The organism is Shimazuella soli (genome assembly GCF_022511585.1).
Classification (GTDB): Bacteria; Bacillota; Bacilli; order Thermoactinomycetales; family Thermoactinomycetaceae; genus Shimazuella; species Shimazuella soli.
This window is the reverse complement of the sequence record NZ_JAKWBN010000002.1, coordinates 411,952-437,876: the sequence shown is the minus strand read 5'-3', so window position 1 is coordinate 437,876 and position 25,925 is coordinate 411,952. Positions and strand designations below refer to the sequence as shown.

Below are 25,925 nucleotides of genomic sequence, written 5' to 3'. Positions count from 1 at the left end.
TCATTTGTTCCATAGGTCGTTTCTAAACTAGCAATGCGACATATAGAACCGTCCCCGCGTCGCATTGATGTTGTCCTTTTCTAGCTCTCTTGACTAGTCATCGCAGAAGAATCCTTATTTAAAGCTAAGATAAACACTACCCCAATGATACAAGCTGTCCCGATCCATTGAAATAAACCAAACAAATCTTTTAGCCAAAAGACTGTTGTCAAAACAGCAGATAATGGCTCTAGGCTTCCTAAAAGACTTGATTCCTTCGGGGACAAACCTTGCAAACTCTCGATGTAAAACCAAAATGCTAACATAGTACCAAATAGGATCACGAAAATTAAATATAAATAAGCTTCTAATGGTAGACTCTTAAATTCCATTTGCCAAGGGGCATGAATAAAGCTTAATGCAAATCCGCCAATGACCATAGCCCATCCTACGATAACGAGAGAATTAAATTTTTTGAGCAGTGGAACTGCATATAACGTATAAAAAGCTGCCGCTAGTCCTGATAAAATACCCCAAACGATAGAAACTGTCGGTACAGATAGTTTGGAGAAGGAACCATTTGTCAACAAGAAAAAGCAGCCCGCCAATGCCAATGAGGCTGTTAGTATATCTCGTTTTGTCAAAACAGATTGTTTGCTTAAAACCAAATAAAGAATAATGAATACAGGTGCTAAGTATTGTAACAGCGTTGCCACAGCAGCATTCCCATGTTGAATCGCTGCCATATATGTGTATTGAACAGCCAGCATACCGACTAATCCAAAGATTATCAATGGAATAGCGGTTTTTTTGTTCTTCCAGACACCAAATACTTGAGAACGATCTTTTCCTATGAGTTGAACGGTTAATAGTAATAAACCAGCGATGAGTAAACGTGTTGTTACAAGCCAATTGACATCGATTGCATATTGTTCAAATAGCTTTTTGGAAACTGTACCTCCAATCCCCCAAAACGTCGCTCCTGTAATAACAAAAAATAACCCCTTTCTCTTGCTCATGGTTGATTTCCACCTCTGTTTATAAAAATATAACGATAACAAAATAATAATAAGTCATATATAAATAAAAAAATACTTAAATCCAACAAAAAAGTATAATGATATTGAGGGGCTGATGCACAAATGAAAGATTTTATGGTGGACCAGACACTTAAGGAACTAACAGAGCATCGAACGGTTAAGTTACCAATCGCATGTTATGAAACTACCATTCATCAAAATGTTAATGGATATATACCACTTCACTGGCATGACGAAATTCAATTTGTTTTGATTGTAAAAGGGGAAGCATGTTTTCACATAAATGAAGAAAAGCAAGTACTACGCGAAGGAGAGGGGCTATTTATCAATAGTGGCTGTCTTCACTTTGCAGAAGATAAAAACCATTCTGGTTGCAAATATATTTGTCTAAACGTCGCTCCACATTTCGTTTTATCACAAGAACTCTACGCTACTTATGTAAATCCCTATATCCGAGCTACAAATTTACCTTACGTATTTTTAGATGAAAAAGAGCGTTGGACCAGAAATATTTTAGAAGCCATAAAAGAAATCAATCATCTGATCCAACAAAAAACACCATTCTATGAAATCGATATTACCGTACAACTTGCGTTAATATGGCAAAACTTGATTGTTAACGGCTTTCCATTAGAATACAAGCAGACAGAAATGTTAAGGAACCAGCGCATGAAGCAAATGTTAAATTGGATACATTCTCATTATGCTGAGAAAGTGATGCTAGACGACATCGCACAAGCTGGTCAATTGAGCCGATCTGAATGTTGCCGGTATTCTAAACGCATGTTAAAGCAAACACCAATGAATTACATAACCGATTATCGAATCCAAAAAAGCCTCGTTCTACTCCTGCAATCAGATTTGACGGTTACAGATGTTGCTTATCAAGTGGGATTTGCTAGTACGAGCTATTTTATTGATAAATTTCGAAAGTCAATGAAGATGACACCATTTTCATATAAAAAGCAGAAAAAAAGTGGATTTCTATAAAATTAGATAAAAAAGAAACAACGATATAAGGCTATAATGGTTCTACCCTTAAGAAAAAATCAATACCATTATCACCATGTAACTATTCCATGATCACTTCAAGAAAAGAGGAATTCATATGAGCAAACTATCTGGTAAAACAGCCATCGTAACTGGGGCATCAAAAGGAATTGGAGCACAGATCGCAAAAGAATTGGCAGCAGCGGGAGCAGCAGTTGTCGTAAACTATTCCTCTAGTAAGGAGGGTGCTGATCGTGTGGTAGCAGATATAATTGAAAATGAAGGCCAAGCGATCAGTGTTCAAGGAAACGTAGCGAATTCAGCGGACGTTAAAAGGATGTTTGAAGAAGCGAGCAAAGTTTTTGGTTCAATCGATGTACTTGTGAACAATGCTGGAATATATAAATTTGAATCGATTGAAAATGTCTCAGAGGAAGAGTTCCACTTGTCATTCAACACAAATGTTCTTGGATCTATCCTTATGATTCAAGAAGCTTTAAAATATTTCCCAGCAAATGGCGGCAGTATTATCAATATCAGTTCAACTGCAAGTAAGAATCCCGTCATAAACTCTAGCATTTATTCAGCTAGCAAAGGAGCTGTAGATTCACTCACAGTAGCACTATCAAAAGAGCTTGGAGCTCGAAACATTCGAGTCAATGCAGTTGCACCAGGAGGAACAGATACAGAAGGAACTCAGAATCTTGGTATTGTCGGCAGTGATCGAGAAAAAGCATTAGCCAAAGTTACTCCACTTGGTCGATTCGGAAAACCACAAGACATCGCCCCTGTGGTTGTATTCTTAGCCTCGGATGATTCTGCTTGGCTAACAGGAGAAAGAATCACCGCTTCCGGAGGTTTTCGTTGAGCGGGAATCTATTTATCCAGATGCCAGATATCCTATCCAAAACAAAAAAACGATGAACTATGTCTTCCTACTGACATAGTTCCCTTAAAATACCCAATCCTCTCTTTAAATCTCCCAATGAAGCATAGGCATAGGAAAGGCGGAGGGAATGTAAATCGCTTGAGTCATAAATATAACCTGGATTAATCAATACATTTTTGTTTAACAAATTTAAAAATAATGCTTTATTGACAACTGGCTCATGAAATCGAAGCCATATGTAGAACCCCCCCTCTGATTTTTCCCATGTTGTGATATTTCGGAATTGCTCTTCTAATATTTTTTCTACAAATAAAGCTCTTTCTTTTAATTTTCCCCGAAGATTTATCAGGTGGTTTTCATATAAACCCGATGATATCCAGTGTGCGACGATTTCTTGGGAAATAGCACTTGAACCATAATCGGTTTGCATTTTTATATCAGCCAACCGTGAAATTACAGGTGAAGGCGCGACAACCCAGCCAATCCTTAGTCCAGGGCTTAGAGTTTTGGATACACTGCCGATATAAAGCACTTGCCCAGTTGTATCAAATGATTTAATGGCAGGTGTCGGGGTATCAAATAAGAGTTCGTGATATACATCATCTTCGATAATTGGAATTTGCAGCTCTTTGCACGCTTGATATAGATTTTGCTTTTCTTTCCATGACCAATTATGTCCAGTCGGATTATGTAAGGTTGGGACACAGTAAAACAAAGATTGCCTTTTTCGTTTGAGCGTCCGCAGTTTATCTTTTAGCTTCTCTTCCAGTGAAACGGAGATTATCTGCATGCCAGCAGATTGAAAGGGGTGCACCGAGTTTAAATAAGAAGGTGATTCTTGGAAGACGATCGATCCTGCTTCTAACAGTCCCATCGCAATTAATTGCAATGCTTGAAGTGCGCCGGAAACAATTAAAATGTTTTCTGGCGTTGTTTGTATGCCGCGTTTTTTTAAATAGTTGCATAAAATTACTCGAAGTTTTTCGCTGCCTTGAGGAGAAGAATAACCCATAGCCTTAGAATCAATGGAAATACATTTTAAAGACTGTTTCATTTGATTGATTGGGAGTAACTCAGGTGACAATTCTCCTGTTCCAAGCCGGATGATATCTTGCCTTTGTTCATACTCGTTGATCAGTTGAATCGTATGGTAGTTTGGTTTATGTATGCTCGTTTCAATATGGTGATGCCAATTTGGTTGAGCTTTGTTCAAAAGAACATTCCACGTATTATTCGCCACAAATACCCCAGATCCCACTTTGGATTCAAGTAATCCCTCCGCCTTTAATTCATCAAGTGCCAATTGCACGGTACTTCGATTTACTTGAAATTGCGTTGCTAGTTGTCGCTGTGTTGGAATTTTTGTACCCACTGTCCAGTCTCCCTGTTCAATACGAGATTTGATCCAATCTACAATTTGTGATTGCACCGTCAAGTGAGAATGACGATTTGGTTGCCACCTCATAGCGTTGTCCTCCTGAATTGGGTGGATCAAAAACCAACCAATTGGTTGTTTTCTTTTCCTTATACCATAGTAACATTGGTAATGGAAAGGGAGTGGATATAATGGAAGCTATTTTCCATGGGCTTATTCTGGCATTTGGACTCATTTTACCGTTAGGCGTGCAGAATGTATTCGTATTTTCCCAAGGAGCAACACAGCCAAGCTTCCTGCGGGCACTTCCAGGGACTGTAGCAGCAGCACTGTGTGATACAGCTTTAATCCTCCTAGCCGTCTTTGGAGTATCTGCTATTGTCTTGCAATTTGCATGGCTGCGACTTATTCTCATGATCGTTGGAATTTTATTTTTACTTTACATGGGATATATAGTTTGGAAGTCTGAATCCACAACAAGGGAAACGAATAAAGCCCTTCCCATCCGTCAACAAATCATCTTCGCGTTATCGGTTTCTTTCTTAAATCCTCATGCCATCTTGGACACAGTTGGGGTAATCGGGACAAGTGCATTAAAATATAACGGAGTAGAACAACTTTATTTCACTATCGCTTGTATTGCTGTATCTTGGATTTGGTTTTTTGGATTAACTCTAACAGGATCTATTATGAAGAAACTAGACGGTAAGGGAAATCTAATGAACTTATTCAATAAATGCTCTGCTCTGTTTATTTGGGGAACTGCTATTTACCTTTTGATCGGCTTGATTTAACGCAAAAACTACTTGAGAATTCTACACACTCAAGTAGTTTTTATATAAGTGATTTAAAAAATGGTATTCGTTATAAACCATACAGAGAAAATCACCTATACTCTCGCTCCATATTGTTCCAATAGCTGAAAAGCTTCTTCATAACGATCATTGTCTGTTATGACCGTGACACATATATCCTCTGGGTGAGAAAAACCTGTCCCACCTGCTAATCCACTCGCATCTGGATGAGTGGCTGCCAGTATTCGCGCATCATCATCCATTGGCGGTGATCCTAAAGCTGTGGTAGTTAACGAGTTACTTTGGTTTTGAAAAATACTTGTAACCTCTTCATCTCCATCATATGGATTACCTCCTAGCATAGGAGAAAATCGGTCGACCGATACGGTTTCAAATCCCTGTGCCTTTAATTCTTCTGCTGCTTTTTGTGCTTGATCCATTGTTTGAAAGTAGCCAAAAATATTTCGTTGACCCATAATAACCTTCCTTTTCTAAAAGTCATATAGGAAAAGGATTTGTTTTCAAGGGAAAATTCATACCTAGGAAAATTACTTTAACATTTTCTCTCCTCTAACCATTTCTAAATAACCCCAATAAAAATATAAAAATCTCGATCTGAAATTTTGATGTCCCTGAAAAAATCCGATACTTCATCTGCTATTTCAACCCGATATTCAACTCGATCAATAAGAAATAAAAGAGGGGGAATGTTCAGATTTCAACGAGGTTATAAGCATAATGTCAAGAAACCTTACATAAAATTGCCTAATTTGCCTTTCCGTGCTATTATCAATCCAACATTTTAATTCTGAACACAAATTTGTGTTAGATAAGTTAACATCAATAAAATTTTAGGGGTGTTGGATTTGAAATTAGCAGATTTATCACTATTGGCAGATTCCTTCTGGGTCTTTTTCAGCGCAGTATTGGTATTATTTATGCAAGCTGGATTTGCTCTGTTAGAAGCAGGTTCAACACGGATGAAAAATGCTGGTCATATTGCAGCAAAACAGTTACTCAGTTTTTCTATCGCAGCTATCGCCTTTTGGGCGTTTGGATATGGGTTAACTTTTGGAGATGGAAAATGGATTGGAACCAATAACTTTTTCCTTTCTACACCGACTTCAACAGGTTCGATGCCTGTAGAAATATCCTATTTATTTCAATTTTCTTTTGCTGCTGTTTCATTAGCGATTGCTTGGGGCGGATTTGCGGAACGAGCCAAATTGAGTGTATATATATTATTTGGAGCACTCTTCACCATTTTTATTTATCCCGTTGTCGGCCATTGGGTTTGGGGTACAGAAGGCTGGCTGCATGAATTAGGAAAACAAGACTTTGCTGGATCAACAGTCGTTCACTTACAAGGTGGAGTGGCAGCACTTGTTGCTACTTTGATGCTTCGTCCCCGTAAAGGAAAATATAACGAAGATGGTTCTGTCAACACGATTCCTGGTCACAACCAAGTATATTCTGTATTAGGAGCTCTCATCATTTGGATTGGCTGGTTTGGTTTTAACCCAGGAAGTACCTTGACACTAAAAGATGGGTTCTTTGGTTATGTCGCTTTGACTACCAACCTCGGGGCAGCTGCAAGTGTATTAGGAGCAATGTCCATGGCTTATTTACGCAGACAAAAATTAGAAGTATCGATTATGGTAAATGGATTATTGGCTGGTTTAGTAGCTATTACTGCTTCCTGTGCTTTCGTTGAGCCATGGGCAGCGATTGTTATTGGATTTATAGCTGGTTCTATCACTGTTGTTTCTGCAAGCTACTTTGAAAAAAGAGGAATTGACGATCCAATCTATGCTTTCTCTGTACATGGCGTGGCTGGTATTTGGGGAACAATTTCCACTGGTTTCTTCGCTGCCCCTCGATTAGTTGAAAAAGTTGGGATCGGTTCTGCTGGTTTGTTTTATGGCGGCGGATTGAAACAACTGGGAGTGCAAACATTAGGTGTCACTGTGACCATCCTCTATGTTGCAATCGTATCCTTTGTTCTGCTATCTGCGATAAAGGCGGTAGTTGGATTCCGGGTTTCCGAAGAAGAGGAGCAACTTGGATTAGATATCTCCGAACATGGCAGCTATGCTTATCCAGAACATCACCAGCACATTAAAGAACAAGAAACGATCAGTCCTCCATCTACTTCTGTTTCGGATGATGTTGCTACTGCTTAATAGCATAATAAAATTATCCATCACAAAGGCATCCTTTTGAAAGGATGCCTTTTTTGATGATACCTATTTAGCTGTGCACAGCTAAATATTTTAGTACAGATAAATATGTTTTAAAACTTGCAGGATTCCTTCGATCCCCTACAGAATATTTTGATTATCAAGGATTTGTTAGAAGAAGAAGGATATGTTAGATAAAATCTGCTATTTCTTTTTACTAAATCTCCACCAGACAATACCATAGCCAAGGTACTATGTACCTTTAGAGAATACAACTAGAGTGTAAAGGGGATTCCTGATCATGTATAAAACAGTTGGGATTTATACAAAAATTACAGATAAAAAAAAGTTTGAAAAATATTATGTCGAAAACATCTTACCCCGTATGATCAAATTTCCTGGAGTAATCAAGTTGAAAATTACTCATCTTATCACAAGTACGAGAGAAATACCTGCCAGCTTTCAAGATATAAAGTTTGTAATCGAAACCTATTATGAAACTATCGACGATGTCAGACAGCTGGTCAACACCACAGAAGGAAAAGAAATTGTAAAGATGATATTGGATAATCCATATGGAACATGTGGCAGATATATCGGGGAAGCAGAGTCATACTCCTTAAAAAACACAAAAACTTTTGATGCTCAATCATAAATATTCTATCTATCATAATGCAAAACCTAGGGGATTCCCTAGGTTTATTCTGAGCGCAACTTTTCCATTAACTGGGCAAATGCCAATGGCGGTTCCGTTTTTAATTCAATTCGCTTTCCTGAGCGAGGATGGGTGAAGCCTAAAACTTCTGCATGAAGAGCCTGCCCTTCAAACCCATATTTATTTTTCACAGGCCCATATACCAAGTCCCCGATCAATGGATGACCAATCGATTTCATATGAACCCTGATCTGATGAGTTCGTCCAGTTTCAAGCTTACACTCTACATAAGTGGCCTTAGCAAACCGTTCCATCACGGTAAAATGAGTAATCGCATGTTTTCCATTGCGGTGTTCTACTGCCATTTTTTTTCTGTCTTTTGGATCTCGACCAATTGGTGCCTCAATCAATCCTCTTTCATGGCGAATCACACCATGAACAATGGCAAGGTACATTCTCGTTATCGTATGTTCTTTTAATTGATCTACTAATGAATGATGAGTCAGATCGTTTTTCGCAACCATCAGGAGTCCAGAAGTATCCTTATCGATCCGATGGACAATCCCAGGACGAGCTACTCCTCCTATCCCAGATAACTCTTGTTTACAGTGATAGAGCAAGGCATTAACCAATGTTCCACTGTAGTGTCCAGGAGCAGGGTGAACGACCATGCCACGAGGTTTATTCACCACCAAAACATCCTCATCTTCATAACAAATTTCCAGTGGAATATTTTCTGGTAAAATATCGGAATCCACTACTTCAGGAACATCTATCTCCACTTTTTCTCCGAGCTTTACTCGGTAGCTTTCTTTCTTTATTTTTCCATTTACCAAAACGCGATGGTTTGATATCCATTCCTGTACTCGAACCCGAGACCAATCTGGCTCAAGCCCAGCGATTGCTTTATCCAATCGCTCTCCTGCCATCTCTTCGGTAACAATCACTTGGTGTATATCCATTAGGCATCTCCAACTGAAGTATCATACTGCTCTTTTTTGTAATCCATTAAATTCGCAATTAAAAATAAAACTACACCTACACAGATGGAGGAATCCGCGACATTAAAGATAGGAAAATGATAACTCCCAAATTGAAAATGAAAAAAATCAACAACTTCCCCTGTGCGAATCCGATCAATCAAATTTCCTACTGCTCCACCTAATACAAATGAGAGTGCTGTTTTGGTTAGAATTGATTCTTTTTTCATCCTCACCATATAAACAATAATTGCAATCACGACGCCAATTGTCACGATAATAAACAACCAACGCTGTTCCTGTAATATGCCAAAAGCAGCACCTCGATTGCGGTGTGAGGTGATGTAAAAGAAGTCAGGTACAACAGAGATGGATTGATATAGCTCCATATGTTGAACAATCCACCACTTGCTTACTTGATCAAGTGCGATAACTAAAATCGAGATGATAAAAAAAAGTAACACTAAACTCCCCCGTTCCATTTATTCTTTCCCGATTGTAGCACAAGGAGCCGAAGGAAGAAAACGACTTTTGAACTCACCTGTTACTCCCATTAACTCTGATATTGTTTCACTCCTAATTCTTTAAGAATAGCAGACAGCAAACCAGGAAAACGAGCATTCAAATCATCATATCTCAGGGAAACAAATCGTTGAGTTCCCTCTAGCCTAGTATGTGTCACTCCCGATTCTCTTAGCACTTTATAGTGATGAGACAGTGTCGATTTTGGTGCTTGTATTTCAAGTGCATTACAATATTGCTCCCCTTTTTCCGCTAAACTTTTGATAATATCCAACCTTATCTCGTCGCTAAGGGCATGAAGAACAGTAGCAAGATTAAGCTCATCCCGGCTAGGTTGATAAAGGGTTCGCAAAATAATTTCACCTGCCCAAAAAATAATTTTTATAGTTGAACTATATCATAGGTCATGTTATATTTCTATTGTTCGATAATTCACGAACTAACGAATAAGAGGGGGTCCCACTTTGAAAAAGGTAACATGTTTATTTTTCTTTATCATGTTTTTTATTGGTGCAGATCTTTTTATTGTTTCCCCATTGCTACCTACACTTAGAACAGCTTTTCATATTTCAGTTGAACACTCTGGTTGGATCGTTTCTGCTTTTGCACTTGGATATGCTTTATTTGCTCTTTTAGCTGGGCCACTATCAGATGGCTGGGATCGCAAAAAAGTAATGATGATTGGTTTATTGAGCTTTGGTCTTTTTACCCTTTTATGTGGATTTGCTACTACTTTCTGGGGCATGCTCCTCTTTCGATTTTTGGCGGGAATTAGTGGTGCTTTTGTTACCCCACAAGTATGGGCTTCTATTCCACAATTAATTCCTTCTGAAAAGATTTTAAAAGCAATGGGGATCGTTACTGCGGGATTAGCGGTTTCACAAATGATTGGAGTTCCTATAGGAAGTTATCTTGCTGCTTTTAATTGGCGAACTCCCTTTTTCGCTGTTGGGGCTTGCTCCTTTTTTATGGTCATATTAATCGTTTTTTTCTTGCCATCCATCCCACCTATCCTATCTGAGAAAAAGTCACCTTCTATTTTGAAACGTTATCGTGTACTTTTACAAGAATCTCGTTCCAAGATCACTTTTTTTGCCTACTTTGTCTTTCAATTAGGCAACTTTGCAACTTTCACATTCATGGGAACTTGGTTTGCTGACAGATTTAATCTAGATGTAGCAAGTATTGGAAGCGTCATTTTGTTTCTCGGATTAGGAAATACATTGAGCAGCTTTTTTAGTAGTAACTGGGTCCAGAAGATCGGTCTCAAAAACTCATTTATTTGGGGAGTGATCGTTCTTATATTGTTATTTATAGTCCTTCCGTTTTTACCAAATATTATTGTTGTTACGATATTTTACTCGTTCATCTATGTAGTTATCGGTATGGTCTTCCCAATCATTATGAGATTACTACAAACACTTTCTACTTCGTCTCGTGGAACCATCTCCTCATTGGCTAATGCTACCATGTATTTGGGAAGTACTATCGGATCAACAGTAGCAGGAATTCTTTACGCAAATGCAAGTGGTTTTCTTTCTGTTAGTCTTTTTACTGTACTTTGTCTTCTTTCATCTTTGCTTTTGTTTCAAAAAAGTGGTGTACTACCATCCAGTCAACAGTGCGATACCAAAGTTTCTTCTGCTTAAAGGATTAGGATTACACTTATTCTTGCTATTAAAAAAGGAAGCACCCTTTGCCATCTCATAAATAGCGAACAGCGGCTGCTTCCTCATTCTTCATTTTTAAATATCCTCGTCTAGGTTTAGTTCTCTCTCTTTCCGATAATATGCTTCATTATGAACGATTTCCGGCATTCCTTCATTGTGACCTGTTATATCGGTGATAGCAAACCCTTCAATAAGATCCACATAACCTTGGGGCTCATCGTTATCTTCTAATAATTCATCGTAGGATGTACCATCTTGAAAATCATCAGCTGGATTGGATGTACCAAAACGCTCCACCGATTGCCAAGCATCCTCGCCATCAAAGCCATTATAGTCGCTGTCATCTTTAAAGCTGTGCGTTATAGAATTCTCTATCACCTCTTCCTCAATCGGACGCCGCCCTGTAACTTGACGGGTAGAATGATGCTGACTGCACGTAGTTGCCCATGGGACAGCTTCTAATCGTTCATAAGGGATTTCTTGATGACATACCTCACATATACCATAACTCCCTCGTTCCATACGAGATAAAGCGCGATTCACGGCATCGATATGATGCTGATCCGCATCTTGCAGTGCCAAATCTTTTCCTCTTTCAAACAGCTCTGAACCAATATCTCCTGGGTGATTGTCATATCCCGATAGTTCTCCTACAGAGTCATTCATTCCCATTTCTAAACCATAGTCATGATTTTGTTCTAAACGCTGTTCAAAATCTTGTTTTTCCTTTATTAATAACTGCTTTAACTTCTCAAGCTGTTGTTGATTCATCGAACATCCTCCACACTTTTTTTGTTAGCATCTCCAAAAACAAAAAAAGTACTAACGCTCAAAACGCAGGCAGCCGGTAACAAGCTTTCACTTGTATACCGGCTACCGATTACACATCACCCGAAGGTAAGAAGCGTATTCTTTTTCCTCATTTTTTGGATTGCAAGAAAACCGCCAATCGCTACGAAAATGGAGAGAGAAAGTGGTGCCTGTTGGTAGCCCCACCTATCTCCCGCCATCCCGTACAGAACACAGGCACTAGCTCCACCATCGTAAATCGTGTAATATACGGAGGAACCCAACGGCCGTCGTTCATCCGGAAGGGACTCCATCGCGCGAGCCCGAATCGGTGCTGACAGAAAACTGGTTCCGATCCCATTCGCTATTGCAGCCAAATAAAACATCGTAAGACTCTTGATAGACAAGCCTACGATCCCAACTGCAAAGCAAAAAAAGGCCATGACAGTAAGACGGCCATGACCAATTTTCTTTCCACCCCAGACAACGATCAGGCTACTAAACAGGATGACTGCTGTGTTGACAGCCATATAGGATGAATTGCGCCCTATATACCCCATCTCATTTGTATATTTTTGGATGTAGGTAGTCACTCCTGCACTGTAAACCAGAACGCTGCACATAATCAGGCCAAACGGCATGACTTTCTTTACAACCTCAGAAGTCTTCATTTGGTGAGAAACTGAGATAACTTTCCCCACTGAAACGATCTTCTCTTTGGATACTGGGACAGGCACGAAAACCATCAGGATAAGTCCGATGATGACTGCCATAGCACCTACCACGAAGGTATCCCCCAGAAATTTCTTCTCATCCAAATAGAGGCTGAGCACGGAGCCGATGATCATACCAAGATTACCAGCAGCACTCTGACTGGCATGACCCGAAATACTCCGCTCTTCCGGAATAAAACGGGCAAGGTATCCACTGATGGGAGGAATAGCCATCCCATAAGAAATACCGTGAAGCGCACGACAGAGGAGAAGCTGTTCCCCGTTATGTACCTCGCTGTACCCAATGAAGGAAATGATCATCAGTCCGATTGCCATCAGTCCAATGATCTTAGTTCCCTTGTTCCTACAGCGATCACATAGAAAGCCTGTGATCAAACGAGCGACGTAAGACGGCATGATAAAGATCACCACTGCCATCGAAAGTACGTTTTTCGCGTTCACTTTTTCCGTGAAAGACGGAAGAATGGGGGCAATCATGTAGAATGCCAAATTGAGCAGAAGGTGAACGAGCAGAAGTAGTATGAACTTTCTTGTCCACAGCTTGGTCGCTGCCATGAGCTTTTCTTTCTGTTAGAGGAAAACGACAATTCTGATTTTAAACGAATGATACCTTTTTGGAAAGGTACCTTTTTTCAATGCATAAAAAACTCAGTCCGATATTTTACTTAATTTTCTTTTCATAGCTATAAAAAGGTACTTCCCTTCTTGGAAAATAGACTTGCCCCATCTCTTTATATCCAAACTTCTCGTACAACCCTCTAGCTACTTCATTTTCTTCATAAGCATCGAGGCGAATAGAAGTATAACCACGCTCTTTGGCATACTGATCAGCAAATTCCATTAAAGCTTTTCCCGTGCCTTCTCCTTGGAAGTCCAAGTGAACCACTAACCGATGCAAATAAAGAGCTTTGCCCTCTTCTACAGCCCAATCGACATCTTCATGTTCAGGTTCTTTTTCTTCGTCTAAAACAATAGAACCAAGGATATCTTCCTTTTGAACCGCGACATACAAGTTTCCCTTTTTTATATCTTCTTGTAACATCTGAATACTGGGATCATTGTAATCCCATTGGTGAATGTCATTTTCTTGAAGGTCACGTCTGGCGATAATATACATTTCTACGATTTTGTTTAGATCATCCATTGTTCCTTTGCGAATATCCATTTGTTACTCCTTTCCGCAATACCTGTTCATTATTTTACAGTTAATCCTTTTAACTGTAAAAGTTAGTAAATTAGAATTATCTTGATTCACGTTCCTTCCTATTTTTATATTATCCATCTCGTGTGTTCTACATGAATAATGCAAGAAAAAGCTCTACTATAATCACTTATCGTGGAAAATGCGAGAGTCTAAATAAATCGTACATTTGATGCGTTATGATCGAAAACTAGGTATATTTTGTTTTCTATATCAAAATAGTATAATATTTGTACAATCTGCTGGAGCACAACATTCCTTGAAGGGGGAGACATGGTTACCATCGACCTTGTCCTGGAGGGTAAGACCACCACCTACGGGTGGACGGCCACCGACCGGTGATTGAACGAAAACGGCACGGAAACACTGATCGGTGCCAAGATCGAGTTCTTCGACGGGACGGTCCAGGCAAGCGGCACTGTCGTTCGTAAGGGCGACGAGATCGTCAAAATCGACGGAACCTATGAGACCTATGAGCTGGACGAAAGTCTTGCTCACCTTCGGGTGCGTGCTGAGGGTTCCATCCAGTTCGACGAAGACATCATTGTCCGCGGCAGCTGCAAGGGCTACTATGGGAGCAAAGATCGTATCGGCTGGAAACCGAAACATGTCGTGGAAATCCTAGAACTTGGGGTGGAGGTTCCAGAACACCCGAACAACATCACCACCATCCGTAATGGGCGAATCAGAAGTGTCATCGGTAAGGTGACCACCACACTGAATTGTGAGACGACCATCTGGGGCTCGACAAAGTTCTCTGAGTGTGGAGACATTGAAGAGATAACCAGTGTCGGAGAACGTCTCGCCTACATGAAGAGGTACGGGTACGACTGCAAAGCGAAGTCCATTAAGGTCGATGGCGTCATCTGGCTGAAAGGTAATGCTTCTGCCAAAAGCAAAAAGCATACGCTCAAGGGAGAGAAAATCAAGGTCGGTTGGTCCCAACTCACCACCAAATCAACCGATCCCAACAAGCCGGCCGAGTACCGTAGTGTGGGCAGAGACAACAAACTCTACACAGGACAGAACATCACTGTCGACCTCTACGACGACGTCGACCTCCCTCCGGCGGTGGAGGTTGATGGCGAGTATGTCGGGGAATGGTGACCCTCCTGTGTCCTCCAGCAAGGGGAGGCGGATGACAATCATTCATCCACCTCTCCCCCGCTAGGGGAATAGTCTACTATTTCTCAGCGGGGCTGATAATAAACGTAGTCTTTATATAAATGAGGTCTATTAGGATTTCTTAGCTTTTGGTTCAACATTCTTATGAACCACAAAATCCTTAAACAAAAAATGATTTAAGTACCTTTTTATATTCACCTTAAAATTACTTCAACTAAAAAGCCATTATCACTAAAGATAATGGCTTTTCCACTTTACACTTCTAAGTCTTGAAAATTCTCTTCTACAATCGGAGCACAACGATCACAAAGTGTCGGATGGTGTTCATTTTGACCTACAGAAGGAGAAATTACCCAGCAACGCTCACATTTTTCTCCCGATGCAGCAGTTACTTTTACTTCAATCGTTTCTACATCCCCAGATACAGGATTCATTTCGACATCCGATACGATAAACAAATCTTTGAGTTCTGGAATTTGATTTAGCAGTGTTGCAGCTTCAAAACCTGGGGTAATCTCTACTTTTGCTACCAACGAGTTACCAATGGTCTTAGCGGCACGCGCTTCTTCCAACGCTTTTAATACGGTATCACGAAGGGTTAAAAACTGATCCCATTTCTTTTCTAATGCAGTATCCAGCCGATCCTCTTGAACAACTGGAAAATCCGTTAACTCAACACTTGCTTCTTTCTCACCAGCAACATATTCCCATACTTCATCTGCTGTATGCGGGATAATGGGTGCTAATAATTTAACGAGTGTCACCAATAGCTCATGTAAAACGGTCTGTGTTGCTCGGCGGGGAACAGAATTTGGCGCTTCCACATACAATCGATCTTTCCGTACATCGAGATAAAACTGCGAGAGAAATACAGTGCAAAATTGATGAATATTGGTATAGACCTGATTGAAATCATATTTCTCATAGCCTTTGGTCACACGGTCTACTAATGATTGCAGCTTGATGAGCACATATTTCTCTAATTCATCCATTTGATCTACGGCTACTCGCTGCGCTCTAGGATCAAAGTCCGCTAAGTTTCCAAGCAAGAACCGGAACGTATTACGAAGCTTACGATATACTTCCGCGATTTGTTTCAAGATTTCATCGGAGACACGGAAATCAGCTTGATAATCGGAAGAAGCTACCCAAAGTCTTAAAATATCGGCTCCATATTGTTTCATCACTTTGGCAGGATCGATGACGTTGCCAAGTGATTTTGACATCTTGCGTCCTTCCCCGTCAAGGGTAAATCCGTGACTAAGCACTCCTTTATATGGTGCACGTCCTGTTGTCGCTACGGCTGTAGAAAGAGAAGAGTTGAACCAGCCACGGTACTGATCCGAGCCTTCTAAATACAGATCAGCAGGCCATACGGTCTCCTCACGCTGAGTGAGCACTGCACGATGGCTGCTGCCAGAGTCAAACCATACATCCATCGTATCTGTTTCTTTTACAAACTCTTTACCGCCGCATTGTTCGCAAACGTGACCTTCTGGCATTAACTCAGCTACATCTTTTTTATACCATGCATTCGAACCTTCCCTAGCAAATAACTCAGCGATAAATTCAATCGTTTCTTCATTGATATGAGGATGGTTACAAGAAGTACAATAGAAGATCGGCAGTGGTACACCCCAAACGCGCTGACGGGAAATACACCAGTCTCCACGGTCGGCAATCATATTAGACAGCCTTACTTCTCCCCACTCTGGAGTCCACTTTACTTGTTTGATTTGCTCTAACATCTCTTCTCGGAATCCATCGATAGAGGCAAACCATTGTTCTGTAGCACGATAGATAATCGGTTTTTTGGTTCTCCAATCATGAGGATAAGAGTGTGTGATAAAAGTGAGTTTTAATAGAGCTCCTACTTCTTCTAATTTTTCCGTAACTTTTTTATTCCCATCTTCGTAGTAAATACCTTCAAATCCAGGTGCTTGATCCGTATATTTCCCTTTTCCATCAATAGGAGAAAGCACACCTAAATTGTATTTCTTACCTAACCAGAAGTCGTCTTCCCCATGCCCTGGTGCAGTATGAACAAAACCTGTACCAGCATCTAATGTAACGTGGTCTCCAAACACTAAAGGGCTTTTTCGATCATAAAATGGATGACGACAAACAACACCAGCTAGTTCTTTCCCTTGCCAACTATCCGTTATTTTATAATCTTCTACCTCGATCGTTTTCATTACAGATGGAACCAAGTCAGTAGCTAATACGAGTTTTCTATCTCCAGTTTCGACAAGGCTATAGGAAAAATTTTCGTTTAAGGCTATTCCGAGATTTGCTGGGATAGTCCAAGGAGTGGTTGTCCAGATCACTACTTCGCTTCCTTCTGGAAAAACACCTGCGGTTTCCACTACTGGAAAGGCAACATAAATAGATGCAGATCGTTTGTCATGATATTCAATTTCTGCTTCGGCAAGTGCAGTCTCAGAAGAAGGGGACCAATAGATAGCCTTCATCCCACGATAAATATGGCCTTTTGCCATCATGTCTCCAAATAAACGAATTTGTTCCGCTTCATATTCAGGTTTAAGTGTGATATACGGATTTTCCCAATCTCCACGTACACCCAATCGTTCAAACTGGGATTTTTGACGTTCTACAAATGATAACGCATAGTCTGTACAGAGATCTCGAAAAGTTGGAATATCGACTGATCTTCTATCTACTTTTTTCTTGGTGACAATCGCATGCTCAATTGGCAGCCCATGTGTGTCCCAACCTGGAATATATGGAGCATCGAACCCAGCAAGTGATTTATAACGAACAATAAAATCTTTTAAGATTTTATTTAAAGCATGTCCAATATGCAGGTCTCCGTTTGCATAAGGAGGTCCATCATGCAAGATGAATTTAGGAGCACCTTGACGTTTTTGCAAAACTTGCTGATAAATTTTTTCTTCTTTCCAACGTTTCTGACGTTCTGGTTCTTTGTTAGGCAAATTTCCTCTCATCGGAAAAGCAGTTTTTGGTAACTGGAGGGTTTTACTATAATCGGCCATATTCCCAATCCTTTACAATAAAATAAAAAACCTTCTCTATCCCATAGGACGAGAAGGTTCTCGTGGTACCACCCAAATTCATAGTGACATTTATTGCCACTACCTCATAACTCGTTAACGAGAGTTAAACGTCTCACCTTACTTATCGATTTTTGAAGTTCAGGCGAACAGTTCCTGGGTGATATAGCATAGAAACTCTTTACTAGGCTTGCACCATCCCTAGTTCGCTGGTCAAAAGAGTATTTCTAGCTACTTGTCCCAATCCATACCTTTGACTAGAACATTGCTTTCTTCTTCAATTTACGTGAAGTTCTACGTAATTCACGGCGAGGTTCTTCTTCCTCTTCCATATAAGAAACTGCAACTTCATCCATTACTAAAGCATCTTCATCGTTAAAATCATGTTGAATAGTTGGTAGTGTATTATCAATCATATAGTCTTGATTATCGTCTACTTCTGATAATTGTTCAAGTTGTTTATCATGTTCGTCAAGCCCTTGTTCAATTTCTTCTAGTGCGTTCCAATCGGAGTTGTCCAAAATGTCAAGATGAGATTGAACCAAGGTACGGAATCGAGTGCGATAGATGGTAGCTTTTTGTTTCAAATCAAGCAATTCAGTGTGTATCGCACGAGCTTTGGTAAGAGCTTCGTTGATGATACGGTCTGCATTTTTCTCCGCTTCCTGCACAATAAGTTCGGCTTCTTTTTTCGCATTTAGACGAACTTCGTCAGCCACTTCTTGCGCAACTCGAATCGACTTATGGATGCTTTGTTCCATCGAGGTCAGCGCTGCTGCTGTTGGTTGCAAGGAATTCATAGAATTATCCGCAGCAAAGCGAGACGGGGTTTGTTGAACTGGAACTTCTTGAACTGGTTGTTGTTGTTGCGAATTAGCGTACATGGACTCGCCTTCCATAACTCTCTCTAATTCAGCTTGCAACTCTTCCACTTGTTGTTCTAATTCCATTTTTTCCCTAATAATCAAATCATAATCTCGTATAATCTGATCTAGGAAATCATTAACCTCATCGACATCATAACCACGAAAAGAGCGTTTAAACTCTTTGCTGTGTATCTCAGTCGTCGTTAGCATGAATGCACCTCCAAATTAACTGCATGCTCTAGAATTAGTCCCGATCACAGACAAAGGTAGTACCACTTAGGATTATAGTTAGTTACTAGAAAGATTTCTCTCTCTTAATCTAAGCATACCTCCTGTATGGTCTATCGCATGCCTTCCCTATTCGACAATATTAACAGATATCCTGCTTATTTACCACCTAGCAATGTAGAAATAACTGGAAACAGCTAGAGATTGCGTAAATATCGTATAGGAAACCTCCCTTTTTTCGTCGGTTCTCGCACTTCGTTCAGTCGAATTCTACCATAACCTCTAACGGAAATGACATCACCCGTTGTGACAATATAACCAGCTTGATCGATCGTTTGCCAATTCACCTTGCACTTACCTAATCGAACTAAATCAACAGATTTAGAACGAGAAATTCGACAAACAGCTGCAATGATGGTATCTAAGCGTAAAGAAGAGACAACAGTTTGTTGCTCCATTTCTTGTTGTTGCTCAGTCCAAAGTTGATCACGAGCAATCTCCGAAATGATAATCCCCTTTCTTCCCACTTTTGTCAAGGTACCAATCACATAATCTTTCATTTCTTTTGCTATTATGACATCTGCACCATTAGATTTAGGTAAAATATCTCCTAGCATATAACGCTGAATACCAAGTCCAAGCAGAGAGCCGAGAACTTCTCTATGCTCCAATGAAAATTCACTATCTAAACTTAAATAAACAAGAGAAAAATCATCTTCGTTCGGAAAGAGATATTCAGGATATATACAAACACGACATCTTTCAGCATTTATATATCCACCATCTTTTTCCATACGAATATCTTGATTCTCTCGATTAACCAGTGTAGTTAAAATATACTGTTCTCTTGGATCTAAAAATGGAGTGAGCACTACTTGGTGCTTCCTAGATACCTGATAAATCCAATCGAGTCCCCGCTCTACAAAAGCATGTTCCTCTTTGCGAAAATGAGTAAAAAGTTGATGATCTTCCATAGCCCAAACTCCTATATGAGAGAAACAATCCAAAACCAAACGGTCAGTAGTCCAATCTGTACAAATTTAAGGGCAAAAATGGCAACAATTGGAGAAAAATCTATCATACCAATTGGCGGGATAAAGCGGCGAAATATACTCAGATATGGCTCTACTATATTGCCGATTACGATGCCAATTGGGGAATCTTTAGCTTGAGGGACCCAAGACATAAGAATGTATATAATGAGTAGAATCTCAAAGACGTTAAAAGCCCATTTAATAATAGTAGGTATATAATCGAGTAAAATCATGGCTTAAAGTCACCTCAACTAAGAATTTTAAAAAGTATCGTCGTTCATGATCTCCGTAATCGTTCCCTGTACATCAACATTGGCAGGAGTGCAAATGAAAATATGATCCCCTACTCTTTGAATCGAACCACCCAGTGCATAAACAGTACCACTTAAAAAATCGATTACACGTTTGGCCTGATCACGTCTTACCCGATGTAAATTTACTACAACTGGACGATGACTTTTCAAATTATCCGCAATCTCTTGTGTTTCTTCAAATACACGTGGCTCGATCAATATCAAACGAATATTTTTTTGTGTATGTAGAGACACAATGTTGCTCTTTCCTTTTGCATTATTGTTTGGCTCTCTATCTAGATCCATCTCTTCGAACTGTTCATCATCATCATTCATTCCGAAAAAATTCATAAATCTTCCCATAATTGTCACAATCCTCTCCTCCCTACCGGGCGTCTAAGAGCTTGTCCCCACTAGAATAGAACCTAATCGCACAAAAGTAGCTCCTTCTTCGATAGCTACCTCAAAATCTTGCGACATGCCCATCGATAAATGTGGGACAGCAAATTGCTGGCGCTGTAACTCTTTTTGCAAGTGTCTCAACTCCCGAAAAACGGGTCGCACTTCTTCTCGATCAGGAGTATTTGGTGCCATAGTCATCAGACCCGCAAGCTCAATATGTGAAAAATTCGCCATTGACCCTGCAAAATCATTTAATTCGGCAGGAGAAATTCCAAATTTTGTTTTTTCTCCAGATACATTTACTTGAATAAAGCATTTTATCTTAGTCGATAGCGCAGCACATCTTTTATCTAATTCAGCTGCCAGCTGTAAACTTTCTAATGCATGTAAATATTCAAAACGTCCAACAATATCTTTTGCTTTGTTCCTCTGAAGATGGCCGATGAAATGCCAAGTCCCTCTGTCTCCAAGCTGTTTCCATTTTGGCACTGCTTGTTGCACACGACTTTCTCCAATATGCAGACATCCAGCATTCATCACTTGATTGGTTATTTCTGTATCGACATATTTGGTAACAGCTACTATATTTACTTCATCAGGACTACGACCGGCACGTTCACATGCTTTTTCAACACGATGCCTAATTTCCGCAATCCTTTTTGAAAAATGTTCCATCTCTATCATTCCTTACTCCTTTTTTTCCCAATAAAAGCAACCATTCTCCCTGCGTTTGCTGCCTCTCTTCGATGAGAAAAAAACAGAGTTTCTTCACATTGGGTACATCGATTACTTACCAAAATCTGCTCATGGGCCAGTCCTATAGATAAAAGTAAATGTTGATTTGCTTTCTTTAGGTCTAGGCGATAATGTCCTTGTGTTGTAGGTATAAATATAGACTCTTCAAATGCTTTTGGCAACAACTGATAAAGCGGTTCCATCACACGGTCATCTACTTCATAACAACAATTGCCAATAGATGGACCTATTGCTGCCAAAATTTGTTTTTTATCCGCTCCTAACTTGAGAAATTTTTTTATCATGCTCACACCAATGTTGGCCGCAGTACCTTTCCATCCTGCGTGAGCGACCCCAATCATATCCAGATCAGGGCTATAAAAGAAAAGAGGTACACAATCTGCATAAAATGAGGCTAACAATATATCAGACTCATCCGTGATAAGTCCATCTGTACAAGCGAACGCAGAATCTCGTGTTTCCCTTCCTTTTCCGCGGTCAGCACTTGTAACCAATTCAATATGATCTTGATGAACTTGTTCTCCACAAGTCCAACTTTCAAAAGGAAAAGATAAAGACTTTGCCAAGCCTTGCCGATTGGTAATTACTTGTTCGGGATCATTTCCAACATGTAAAGCATAATTTCGATTCTCCTCGGTTCGTGTACTCATACCAACAACCAAGTGTGGAAAGGTTGATTCCCATTGCGCTAAATGCAAATAGGGATGATTTTTACTATATAATACAAATGGTTCCATGCAGATAGCCTCCTATGTCTTATCTTAACATTTCAAAAGAGACTACACCAAAACAAAAAAGTGATTCCTATTAAGGAATCTTGTTATTTTTGTGTATAAGCATCCATTTCTTGGTATCTGTTACCTAAACGAACCAATATAACATCTGAACCAATTTTTACAATTTGATTCCATGGGATGACTACTTCCTGCCCGCTTGATAACCAGCTGAACAACTTCTGCTCTGTCGGGACAACAATAGCCTTGATGAGCCCTTGTTTTAAATCAAGCTCCAAGTCCTGAATCTGCCCTAATTTCTTTCCATCCGCAATATTGACTACATCTTTTGCCTGTAACTCTGATATCTTCATCATATCCGCAACTCCCCAATGTCAACCATATAAATTATATATATGAAGCTACATTCTCGTTAAACACTCTTCCCTTCTTTTGATCAAATTTAGAAAGTGTTTATTCTCTTTATGATAGAGGCTGTTGCATAAATAGATTTGAAGAACACTGGATAAGGTCGCTTGATGTGTGTTTTCCGCGTCTGTTGTTGAAAAAACACAAAGGACGCTCCACCCACACAAAGCGAGACTAGGAGCACAGCGACCTAGCGAGACTTGTGCCCTTGTCTGAGGTGCACATCTGCGCTTTTGAGACGAATAATGCAACAGGCTCGATAAAAAAACTTTTAAAACAATATTTTCGAATTCAATAAATCCCCTATCACGTACTAGACACAAGAGATAGCACTCAGCAACCAAAAAGTTATCCAATTATGAATTTTAATGGTGTCATTATTTTGGAATTACAAATTTTCCTATTAAAATGTATGATTTACCAATAGATCAATCGTTTCATTACACATATAGTAGGCATATAGGGGGAGAAAAAGAATCATATACTTAACTATTTGAAATAAGGACTACAGGAGGTACCTACATGAAAAGATTTACTATTCCTTTGATTACTTTTCTTTTTACTTTTTTCTTGATTTCTAATGCTCCATCTACCATTTTTGCTGAATCCAATACGAATAATAACAACATCATTCAGAATGTAACGGATAATTTAAATTCTAATCAGCAAGTGCAAAAACAAGATGATCATGTAAAGTTGAAGATTACCGATATAAATACAAAGAAAAAACAACTAACAGCAACAATAGAAAATGCGACAATAGCAGAAGGAACTTGGACTTATTATTACAATGGAGTCCAGCAAGCATCCAAACAGCATAATGGAACCTCTCTAAATATTCCTTTGAAAAAAGGATATAAGTTTGGGGACGCGTTGAATGTGAAGGTTGATTTTTCGGGTAAAGTAGATGGGAAAGAAATGACCTTGACAGATCAATTTAAAATCTTTGGTCTAAAAATCACCTATGATAATTCGATCAAAGGAAAAGATCGATTTAAAATTAATGTAACCAATATCGATAAGTTGCGCGGAGATTGGAAGATAAAGGTACAAGATGAAAAAGGAAAAGTAGTTGGCAAGTATAGTAAGAAAGATGTAGATGGATTCAAATTTTCCCATGCTTTTCCCGATTTCAAAGATGGAACATATAAAGTAACCTTCTATTTTAATGGCCACATGCATGACGATGAAGTTATCAAATTTGATTACGCTAAAATGTTTAATGTAAAAAACGCTTCTACTCAAACACCAGGTAATGATAACAATACGGAAAATCCTAAACCTAACCCTGGTAACTCAAATACAGACACAAAACCACAACCTACTAAAACTACAAATGATACGACTAAAGCTGTATCAAATGGTGGAGCACTACCCAAAACAGCTACCAGCTATCCCCTTATGATTGTAGTTGGAGCTACTCTCCTCATTATCGGAATAGTAATGTATCGCCGAAACAAAACATCATAAGCGACCGCGGTCAGAGGATAAAGACCCTCCCCGAAATAGTCAATTTTAAAACCAGTGCTATATAGCACTGGTTTGCTGTTTTTCATCTATCTAAGTTATGTTAAATCCACTTTTATTTATGTAACATAGCGATGCATTTGATGAATCGCCGCTTTTTCCAAGCGAGAGACTTGAGCTTGGGAGATACCGATCTCATCGGCAACTTCCATCTGTGTCTTTCCTTCAAAAAAACGCATAGATAAGATCATTTTTTCCCGGTCATTTAACCTAGCGAGCGCTTCTTTTAAAGCGATTTCTTCTACCCATTGAATATCTTTTGCTTTCTCATCACTAATTTGATCCATCACATAAATCGGGTCTCCCCCATCTTGAAAGACGGGTTCAAACAATGAAACTGGATCTTGAATAGCATCTAGAGCAAAGACGACATCTTCTTTGGGAACACCTAATGCTTTGGATATTTCTTGAACGGTGGGTTCACGGGAATGCCTGTTGGTAAGGTTGTCCCTCATTTGCAGTGCTTTATAGGCAATATCTCGCAAAGAGCGTGATACTCGAATAGGGTTATTATCTCGTAAATAACGACGGATTTCCCCGATGATCATCGGAACGGCATAGGTAGAAAACTTGACATTTTGACCTAAATCAAAGTTATCAATCGCTTTCATCAGACCTATACAGCCTACTTGAAAGAGATCATCTACACATTCCCCACGGTTATGGAATCGCTGAATAACACTCAGGACCAAACGGAGATTCCCACTCACTAGCTTTTCCCTGGAATCCAAATCTCCTGCCTGATACTCGCGAAACAGCTCTCTCATTTCCTGGTTTTTTAGGACTGGTAATTTGGATGTATCTACTCCACAAATTTCTACTTTGTTTCGCGCCAAGAAAAGTCCCTCCTCAGGATGAAATCATGTTAAGTATCTCCTTCAGAGGGAAAAATATAATTCAAATACATAAAATGTAAATTAACTAATTTGTGTTAGTAGTCATCCTCTTATGTCATCAGATAAAAAACAAAGGAATACAAGGATTTCCCTAGACCATCTTATTGAACTCTTTGCGTAATCGTTTGATTATTCTTTTTTCCAGTCGAGAAATATAAGATTGTGAAATGCCCAACATATCTGCAACATCTTTTTGTGTTTTCTCTTCCCCGCCATTTAATCCAAAACGCAAAACCATAATTTTTCGTTCTCGTTCCGTTAAACTATCGAGCGCCAAACGTAAAATTTTCTTGTCGACTTGGTCCTCTATATCACGATAGATCGTGTCATTTTCCGTTCCCAAAATATCTGATAGCAACAATTCATTGCCATCCCAATCGGTGTTTAGAGGTTCATCGAATGATACTTCTGAACGGATTTTATTATTACGACGCAGAAACATGAGGATTTCATTTTCAATGCAACGCGATGCATAGGTAGCTAGTTTGATTTTTTTACTAGGATCAAATGTATTGACAGCTTTGATAAGACCGATCGTTCCAATCGAAACCAGATCTTCAATATTGATTCCAGTATTTTCAAACTTTCGAGCAATATAGACAACCAGCCGCAAGTTTCGCTCGATCAACATTGCCCGTACTGCTGCATCCCCACTTGGAAGCCGAACGAGTAAATGCTCTTCTTCTTCTCTCGATAATGGAGGGGGCAGTGCTTCACTTCCACCAATGTAGTAAATTTCACGTCCACGCAGTCCCATGTGTATAAGGAAACGGTACCAGAACAATTGTGCAAACAATCTCCATTTGACTAACAATATGACTACCTC

Annotated in this window: 27 protein-coding genes and 1 other annotated feature; of the genes, 8 read left to right on the top strand and 19 right to left on the bottom strand. The window is 39.6% G+C overall.

The window, feature by feature from the left end; genetic code table 11:
• Positions 1 to 80 precede the first annotated feature (80 nt).
• The gene (locus MK805_RS07170) at positions 81 to 998 is read right to left on the bottom strand and encodes an EamA family transporter (RefSeq protein ID WP_240874904.1); all 918 of its coding nucleotides are present in this window, start codon (positions 996 to 998) and stop codon (positions 81 to 83) included.
• 123 nt (positions 999 to 1,121) lie between these two features.
• On the opposite strand from MK805_RS07170, the gene MK805_RS07165 reads away from it, so the two are divergent.
• Both MK805_RS07165 and MK805_RS07160 read left to right on the top strand, forming a co-directional pair.
• Entirely contained in the window at positions 1,122 to 2,009 is an 888-nt protein-coding gene (locus MK805_RS07165) for an AraC family transcriptional regulator (RefSeq protein ID WP_240874903.1), read from the top strand.
• Between the two features lie 118 nt (positions 2,010 to 2,127).
• Positions 2,128 to 2,877 (top strand): SDR family NAD(P)-dependent oxidoreductase, encoded by a 750-nt coding sequence (locus tag MK805_RS07160; RefSeq protein WP_240874902.1) that lies wholly within the window; start codon positions 2,128 to 2,130, stop codon positions 2,875 to 2,877.
• Between the two features lie 67 nt (positions 2,878 to 2,944).
• Here MK805_RS07160 and MK805_RS07155 read toward each other — a convergent pair whose 3' ends face one another.
• A complete protein-coding gene (locus MK805_RS07155; RefSeq protein WP_240874901.1) occupies positions 2,945 to 4,363 on the bottom strand; it encodes an aminotransferase-like domain-containing protein in 1,419 nt (472 codons plus the stop codon).
• Between the two features lie 101 nt (positions 4,364 to 4,464).
• Here MK805_RS07155 and MK805_RS07150 point away from each other — a divergent pair, with 101 nt between their 5' ends.
• Positions 4,465 to 5,067, top strand: coding sequence for a LysE/ArgO family amino acid transporter (locus tag MK805_RS07150; RefSeq protein ID WP_240874900.1), 603 nt, complete (start codon positions 4,465 to 4,467; stop codon positions 5,065 to 5,067).
• A 95-nt stretch (positions 5,068 to 5,162) separates the two neighbouring features.
• Here MK805_RS07150 and MK805_RS07145 read toward each other — a convergent pair whose 3' ends face one another.
• Complete coding sequence (locus MK805_RS07145) at positions 5,163 to 5,543, bottom strand: Rossmann-fold NAD(P)-binding domain-containing protein (protein ID WP_240874899.1); 381 nt, start codon at positions 5,541 to 5,543, stop codon at positions 5,163 to 5,165.
• A 384-nt stretch (positions 5,544 to 5,927) separates the two neighbouring features.
• Here MK805_RS07145 and MK805_RS07140 point away from each other — a divergent pair, with 384 nt between their 5' ends.
• On the top strand, positions 5,928 to 7,250 hold the full coding sequence (locus MK805_RS07140) for an ammonium transporter (RefSeq protein WP_240874898.1): 1,323 nt from the start codon (positions 5,928 to 5,930) through the stop codon (positions 7,248 to 7,250).
• Positions 7,251 to 7,548: 298 nt separating this feature from the next.
• A complete protein-coding gene (locus MK805_RS07135; RefSeq protein ID WP_240874897.1) occupies positions 7,549 to 7,902 on the top strand; it encodes an EthD domain-containing protein in 354 nt (117 codons plus the stop codon).
• A 44-nt stretch (positions 7,903 to 7,946) separates the two neighbouring features.
• On the opposite strand, the gene MK805_RS07130 is transcribed toward MK805_RS07135, so the two are convergent.
• The 3 genes from MK805_RS07130 to MK805_RS07120 all read right to left on the bottom strand — a co-directional run bounded on the left by MK805_RS07130 (position 7,947) and on the right by MK805_RS07120 (position 9,756).
• Positions 7,947 to 8,864, bottom strand: coding sequence for an RluA family pseudouridine synthase (locus MK805_RS07130; protein ID WP_240874896.1), 918 nt, complete (start codon positions 8,862 to 8,864; stop codon positions 7,947 to 7,949).
• Positions 8,864 to 9,346 (bottom strand): signal peptidase II, encoded by a 483-nt coding sequence (gene lspA, locus MK805_RS07125; RefSeq protein WP_338057485.1) that lies wholly within the window; start codon positions 9,344 to 9,346, stop codon positions 8,864 to 8,866. Before lspA ends, MK805_RS07130 begins: the two co-directional genes overlap by 1 nt.
• A gap of 89 nt (positions 9,347 to 9,435) precedes the next feature.
• On the bottom strand, positions 9,436 to 9,756 hold the full coding sequence (locus tag MK805_RS07120; protein ID WP_240874894.1) for an ArsR/SmtB family transcription factor: 321 nt from the start codon (positions 9,754 to 9,756) through the stop codon (positions 9,436 to 9,438).
• Between the two features lie 112 nt (positions 9,757 to 9,868).
• Between MK805_RS07120 and MK805_RS07115 the strand changes: the two genes are divergently transcribed.
• A complete protein-coding gene (locus MK805_RS07115; RefSeq protein WP_240874893.1) occupies positions 9,869 to 11,053 on the top strand; it encodes an MFS transporter in 1,185 nt (394 codons plus the stop codon).
• 96 nt (positions 11,054 to 11,149) lie between these two features.
• Here MK805_RS07115 and MK805_RS07110 read toward each other — a convergent pair whose 3' ends face one another.
• The 3 genes from MK805_RS07110 to MK805_RS07100 all read right to left on the bottom strand — a co-directional run bounded on the left by MK805_RS07110 (position 11,150) and on the right by MK805_RS07100 (position 13,762).
• Positions 11,150 to 11,845, bottom strand: a complete 696-nt coding sequence (locus MK805_RS07110) for a TraR/DksA C4-type zinc finger protein (RefSeq protein ID WP_240874892.1) — start codon at positions 11,843 to 11,845, stop codon at positions 11,150 to 11,152.
• Positions 11,846 to 11,961: 116 nt separating this feature from the next.
• Positions 11,962 to 13,152, bottom strand: a complete 1,191-nt coding sequence (locus tag MK805_RS07105; protein WP_240874891.1) for an MFS transporter — start codon at positions 13,150 to 13,152, stop codon at positions 11,962 to 11,964.
• A 106-nt stretch (positions 13,153 to 13,258) separates the two neighbouring features.
• Positions 13,259 to 13,762 carry a GNAT family N-acetyltransferase gene (locus MK805_RS07100; protein WP_240874890.1) on the bottom strand — a complete coding sequence of 168 codons (504 nt, stop codon included), beginning with the start codon at positions 13,760 to 13,762 and terminating at the stop codon, positions 13,259 to 13,261.
• 378 nt (positions 13,763 to 14,140) lie between these two features.
• Here MK805_RS07100 and MK805_RS07095 point away from each other — a divergent pair, with 378 nt between their 5' ends.
• A complete protein-coding gene (locus tag MK805_RS07095; RefSeq protein ID WP_240874889.1) occupies positions 14,141 to 14,905 on the top strand; it encodes a hypothetical protein in 765 nt (254 codons plus the stop codon).
• A gap of 272 nt (positions 14,906 to 15,177) precedes the next feature.
• On the opposite strand, the gene ileS is transcribed toward MK805_RS07095, so the two are convergent.
• From ileS to MK805_RS07055, 8 genes are all read right to left on the bottom strand, one after another.
• Positions 15,178 to 17,937 carry an isoleucine--tRNA ligase gene (gene ileS, locus MK805_RS07090; RefSeq protein WP_240874888.1) on the bottom strand — a complete coding sequence of 920 codons (2,760 nt, stop codon included), beginning with the start codon at positions 17,935 to 17,937 and terminating at the stop codon, positions 15,178 to 15,180.
• Between the two features lie 41 nt (positions 17,938 to 17,978).
• Positions 17,979 to 18,212 (bottom strand) — a binding site (T-box leader).
• A complete protein-coding gene (locus tag MK805_RS07085) occupies positions 18,213 to 19,031 on the bottom strand; it encodes a DivIVA domain-containing protein (RefSeq protein WP_420833055.1) in 819 nt (272 codons plus the stop codon).
• A 215-nt stretch (positions 19,032 to 19,246) separates the two neighbouring features.
• Positions 19,247 to 20,023 carry a YlmH family RNA-binding protein gene (locus tag MK805_RS07080; protein ID WP_240874887.1) on the bottom strand — a complete coding sequence of 259 codons (777 nt, stop codon included), beginning with the start codon at positions 20,021 to 20,023 and terminating at the stop codon, positions 19,247 to 19,249.
• A gap of 11 nt (positions 20,024 to 20,034) precedes the next feature.
• Positions 20,035 to 20,235 (bottom strand): YggT family protein, encoded by a 201-nt coding sequence (locus tag MK805_RS07075; protein WP_338057489.1) that lies wholly within the window; start codon positions 20,233 to 20,235, stop codon positions 20,035 to 20,037.
• 108 nt (positions 20,236 to 20,343) lie between these two features.
• The gene (locus MK805_RS07070) at positions 20,344 to 20,682 is read right to left on the bottom strand and encodes a cell division protein SepF (RefSeq protein ID WP_420833060.1); all 339 of its coding nucleotides are present in this window, start codon (positions 20,680 to 20,682) and stop codon (positions 20,344 to 20,346) included.
• Between the two features lie 90 nt (positions 20,683 to 20,772).
• A complete protein-coding gene (locus MK805_RS07065) occupies positions 20,773 to 21,462 on the bottom strand; it encodes a YggS family pyridoxal phosphate-dependent enzyme (RefSeq protein ID WP_240874884.1) in 690 nt (229 codons plus the stop codon).
• Entirely contained in the window at positions 21,459 to 22,271 is an 813-nt protein-coding gene (gene pgeF / locus MK805_RS07060; protein WP_240874883.1) for a peptidoglycan editing factor PgeF, read from the bottom strand. The genes MK805_RS07065 and pgeF overlap by 4 nt, the downstream gene beginning before the upstream one ends.
• Positions 22,272 to 22,354: 83 nt before the next feature.
• On the bottom strand, positions 22,355 to 22,624 hold the full coding sequence (locus MK805_RS07055) for a YlmC/YmxH family sporulation protein (protein WP_240874882.1): 270 nt from the start codon (positions 22,622 to 22,624) through the stop codon (positions 22,355 to 22,357).
• Positions 22,625 to 23,198: 574 nt separating this feature from the next.
• Between MK805_RS07055 and MK805_RS07050 the strand changes: the two genes are divergently transcribed.
• The gene (locus MK805_RS07050; protein ID WP_240874881.1) at positions 23,199 to 24,146 is read left to right on the top strand and encodes an LPXTG cell wall anchor domain-containing protein; all 948 of its coding nucleotides are present in this window, start codon (positions 23,199 to 23,201) and stop codon (positions 24,144 to 24,146) included.
• 116 nt (positions 24,147 to 24,262) lie between these two features.
• On the opposite strand, the gene sigG is transcribed toward MK805_RS07050, so the two are convergent.
• Positions 24,263 to 25,039: an RNA polymerase sporulation sigma factor SigG gene (sigG, locus tag MK805_RS07045; protein ID WP_240874880.1), complete on the bottom strand. Its 777-nt coding sequence runs from the start codon at positions 25,037 to 25,039 to the stop codon at positions 24,263 to 24,265.
• A 151-nt stretch (positions 25,040 to 25,190) separates the two neighbouring features.
• Positions 25,191 to 25,913 (bottom strand): RNA polymerase sporulation sigma factor SigE, encoded by a 723-nt coding sequence (gene sigE / locus MK805_RS07040; RefSeq protein WP_240874879.1) that lies wholly within the window; start codon positions 25,911 to 25,913, stop codon positions 25,191 to 25,193.
• Between the last annotated feature and the right edge of the window lie 12 nt (positions 25,914 to 25,925).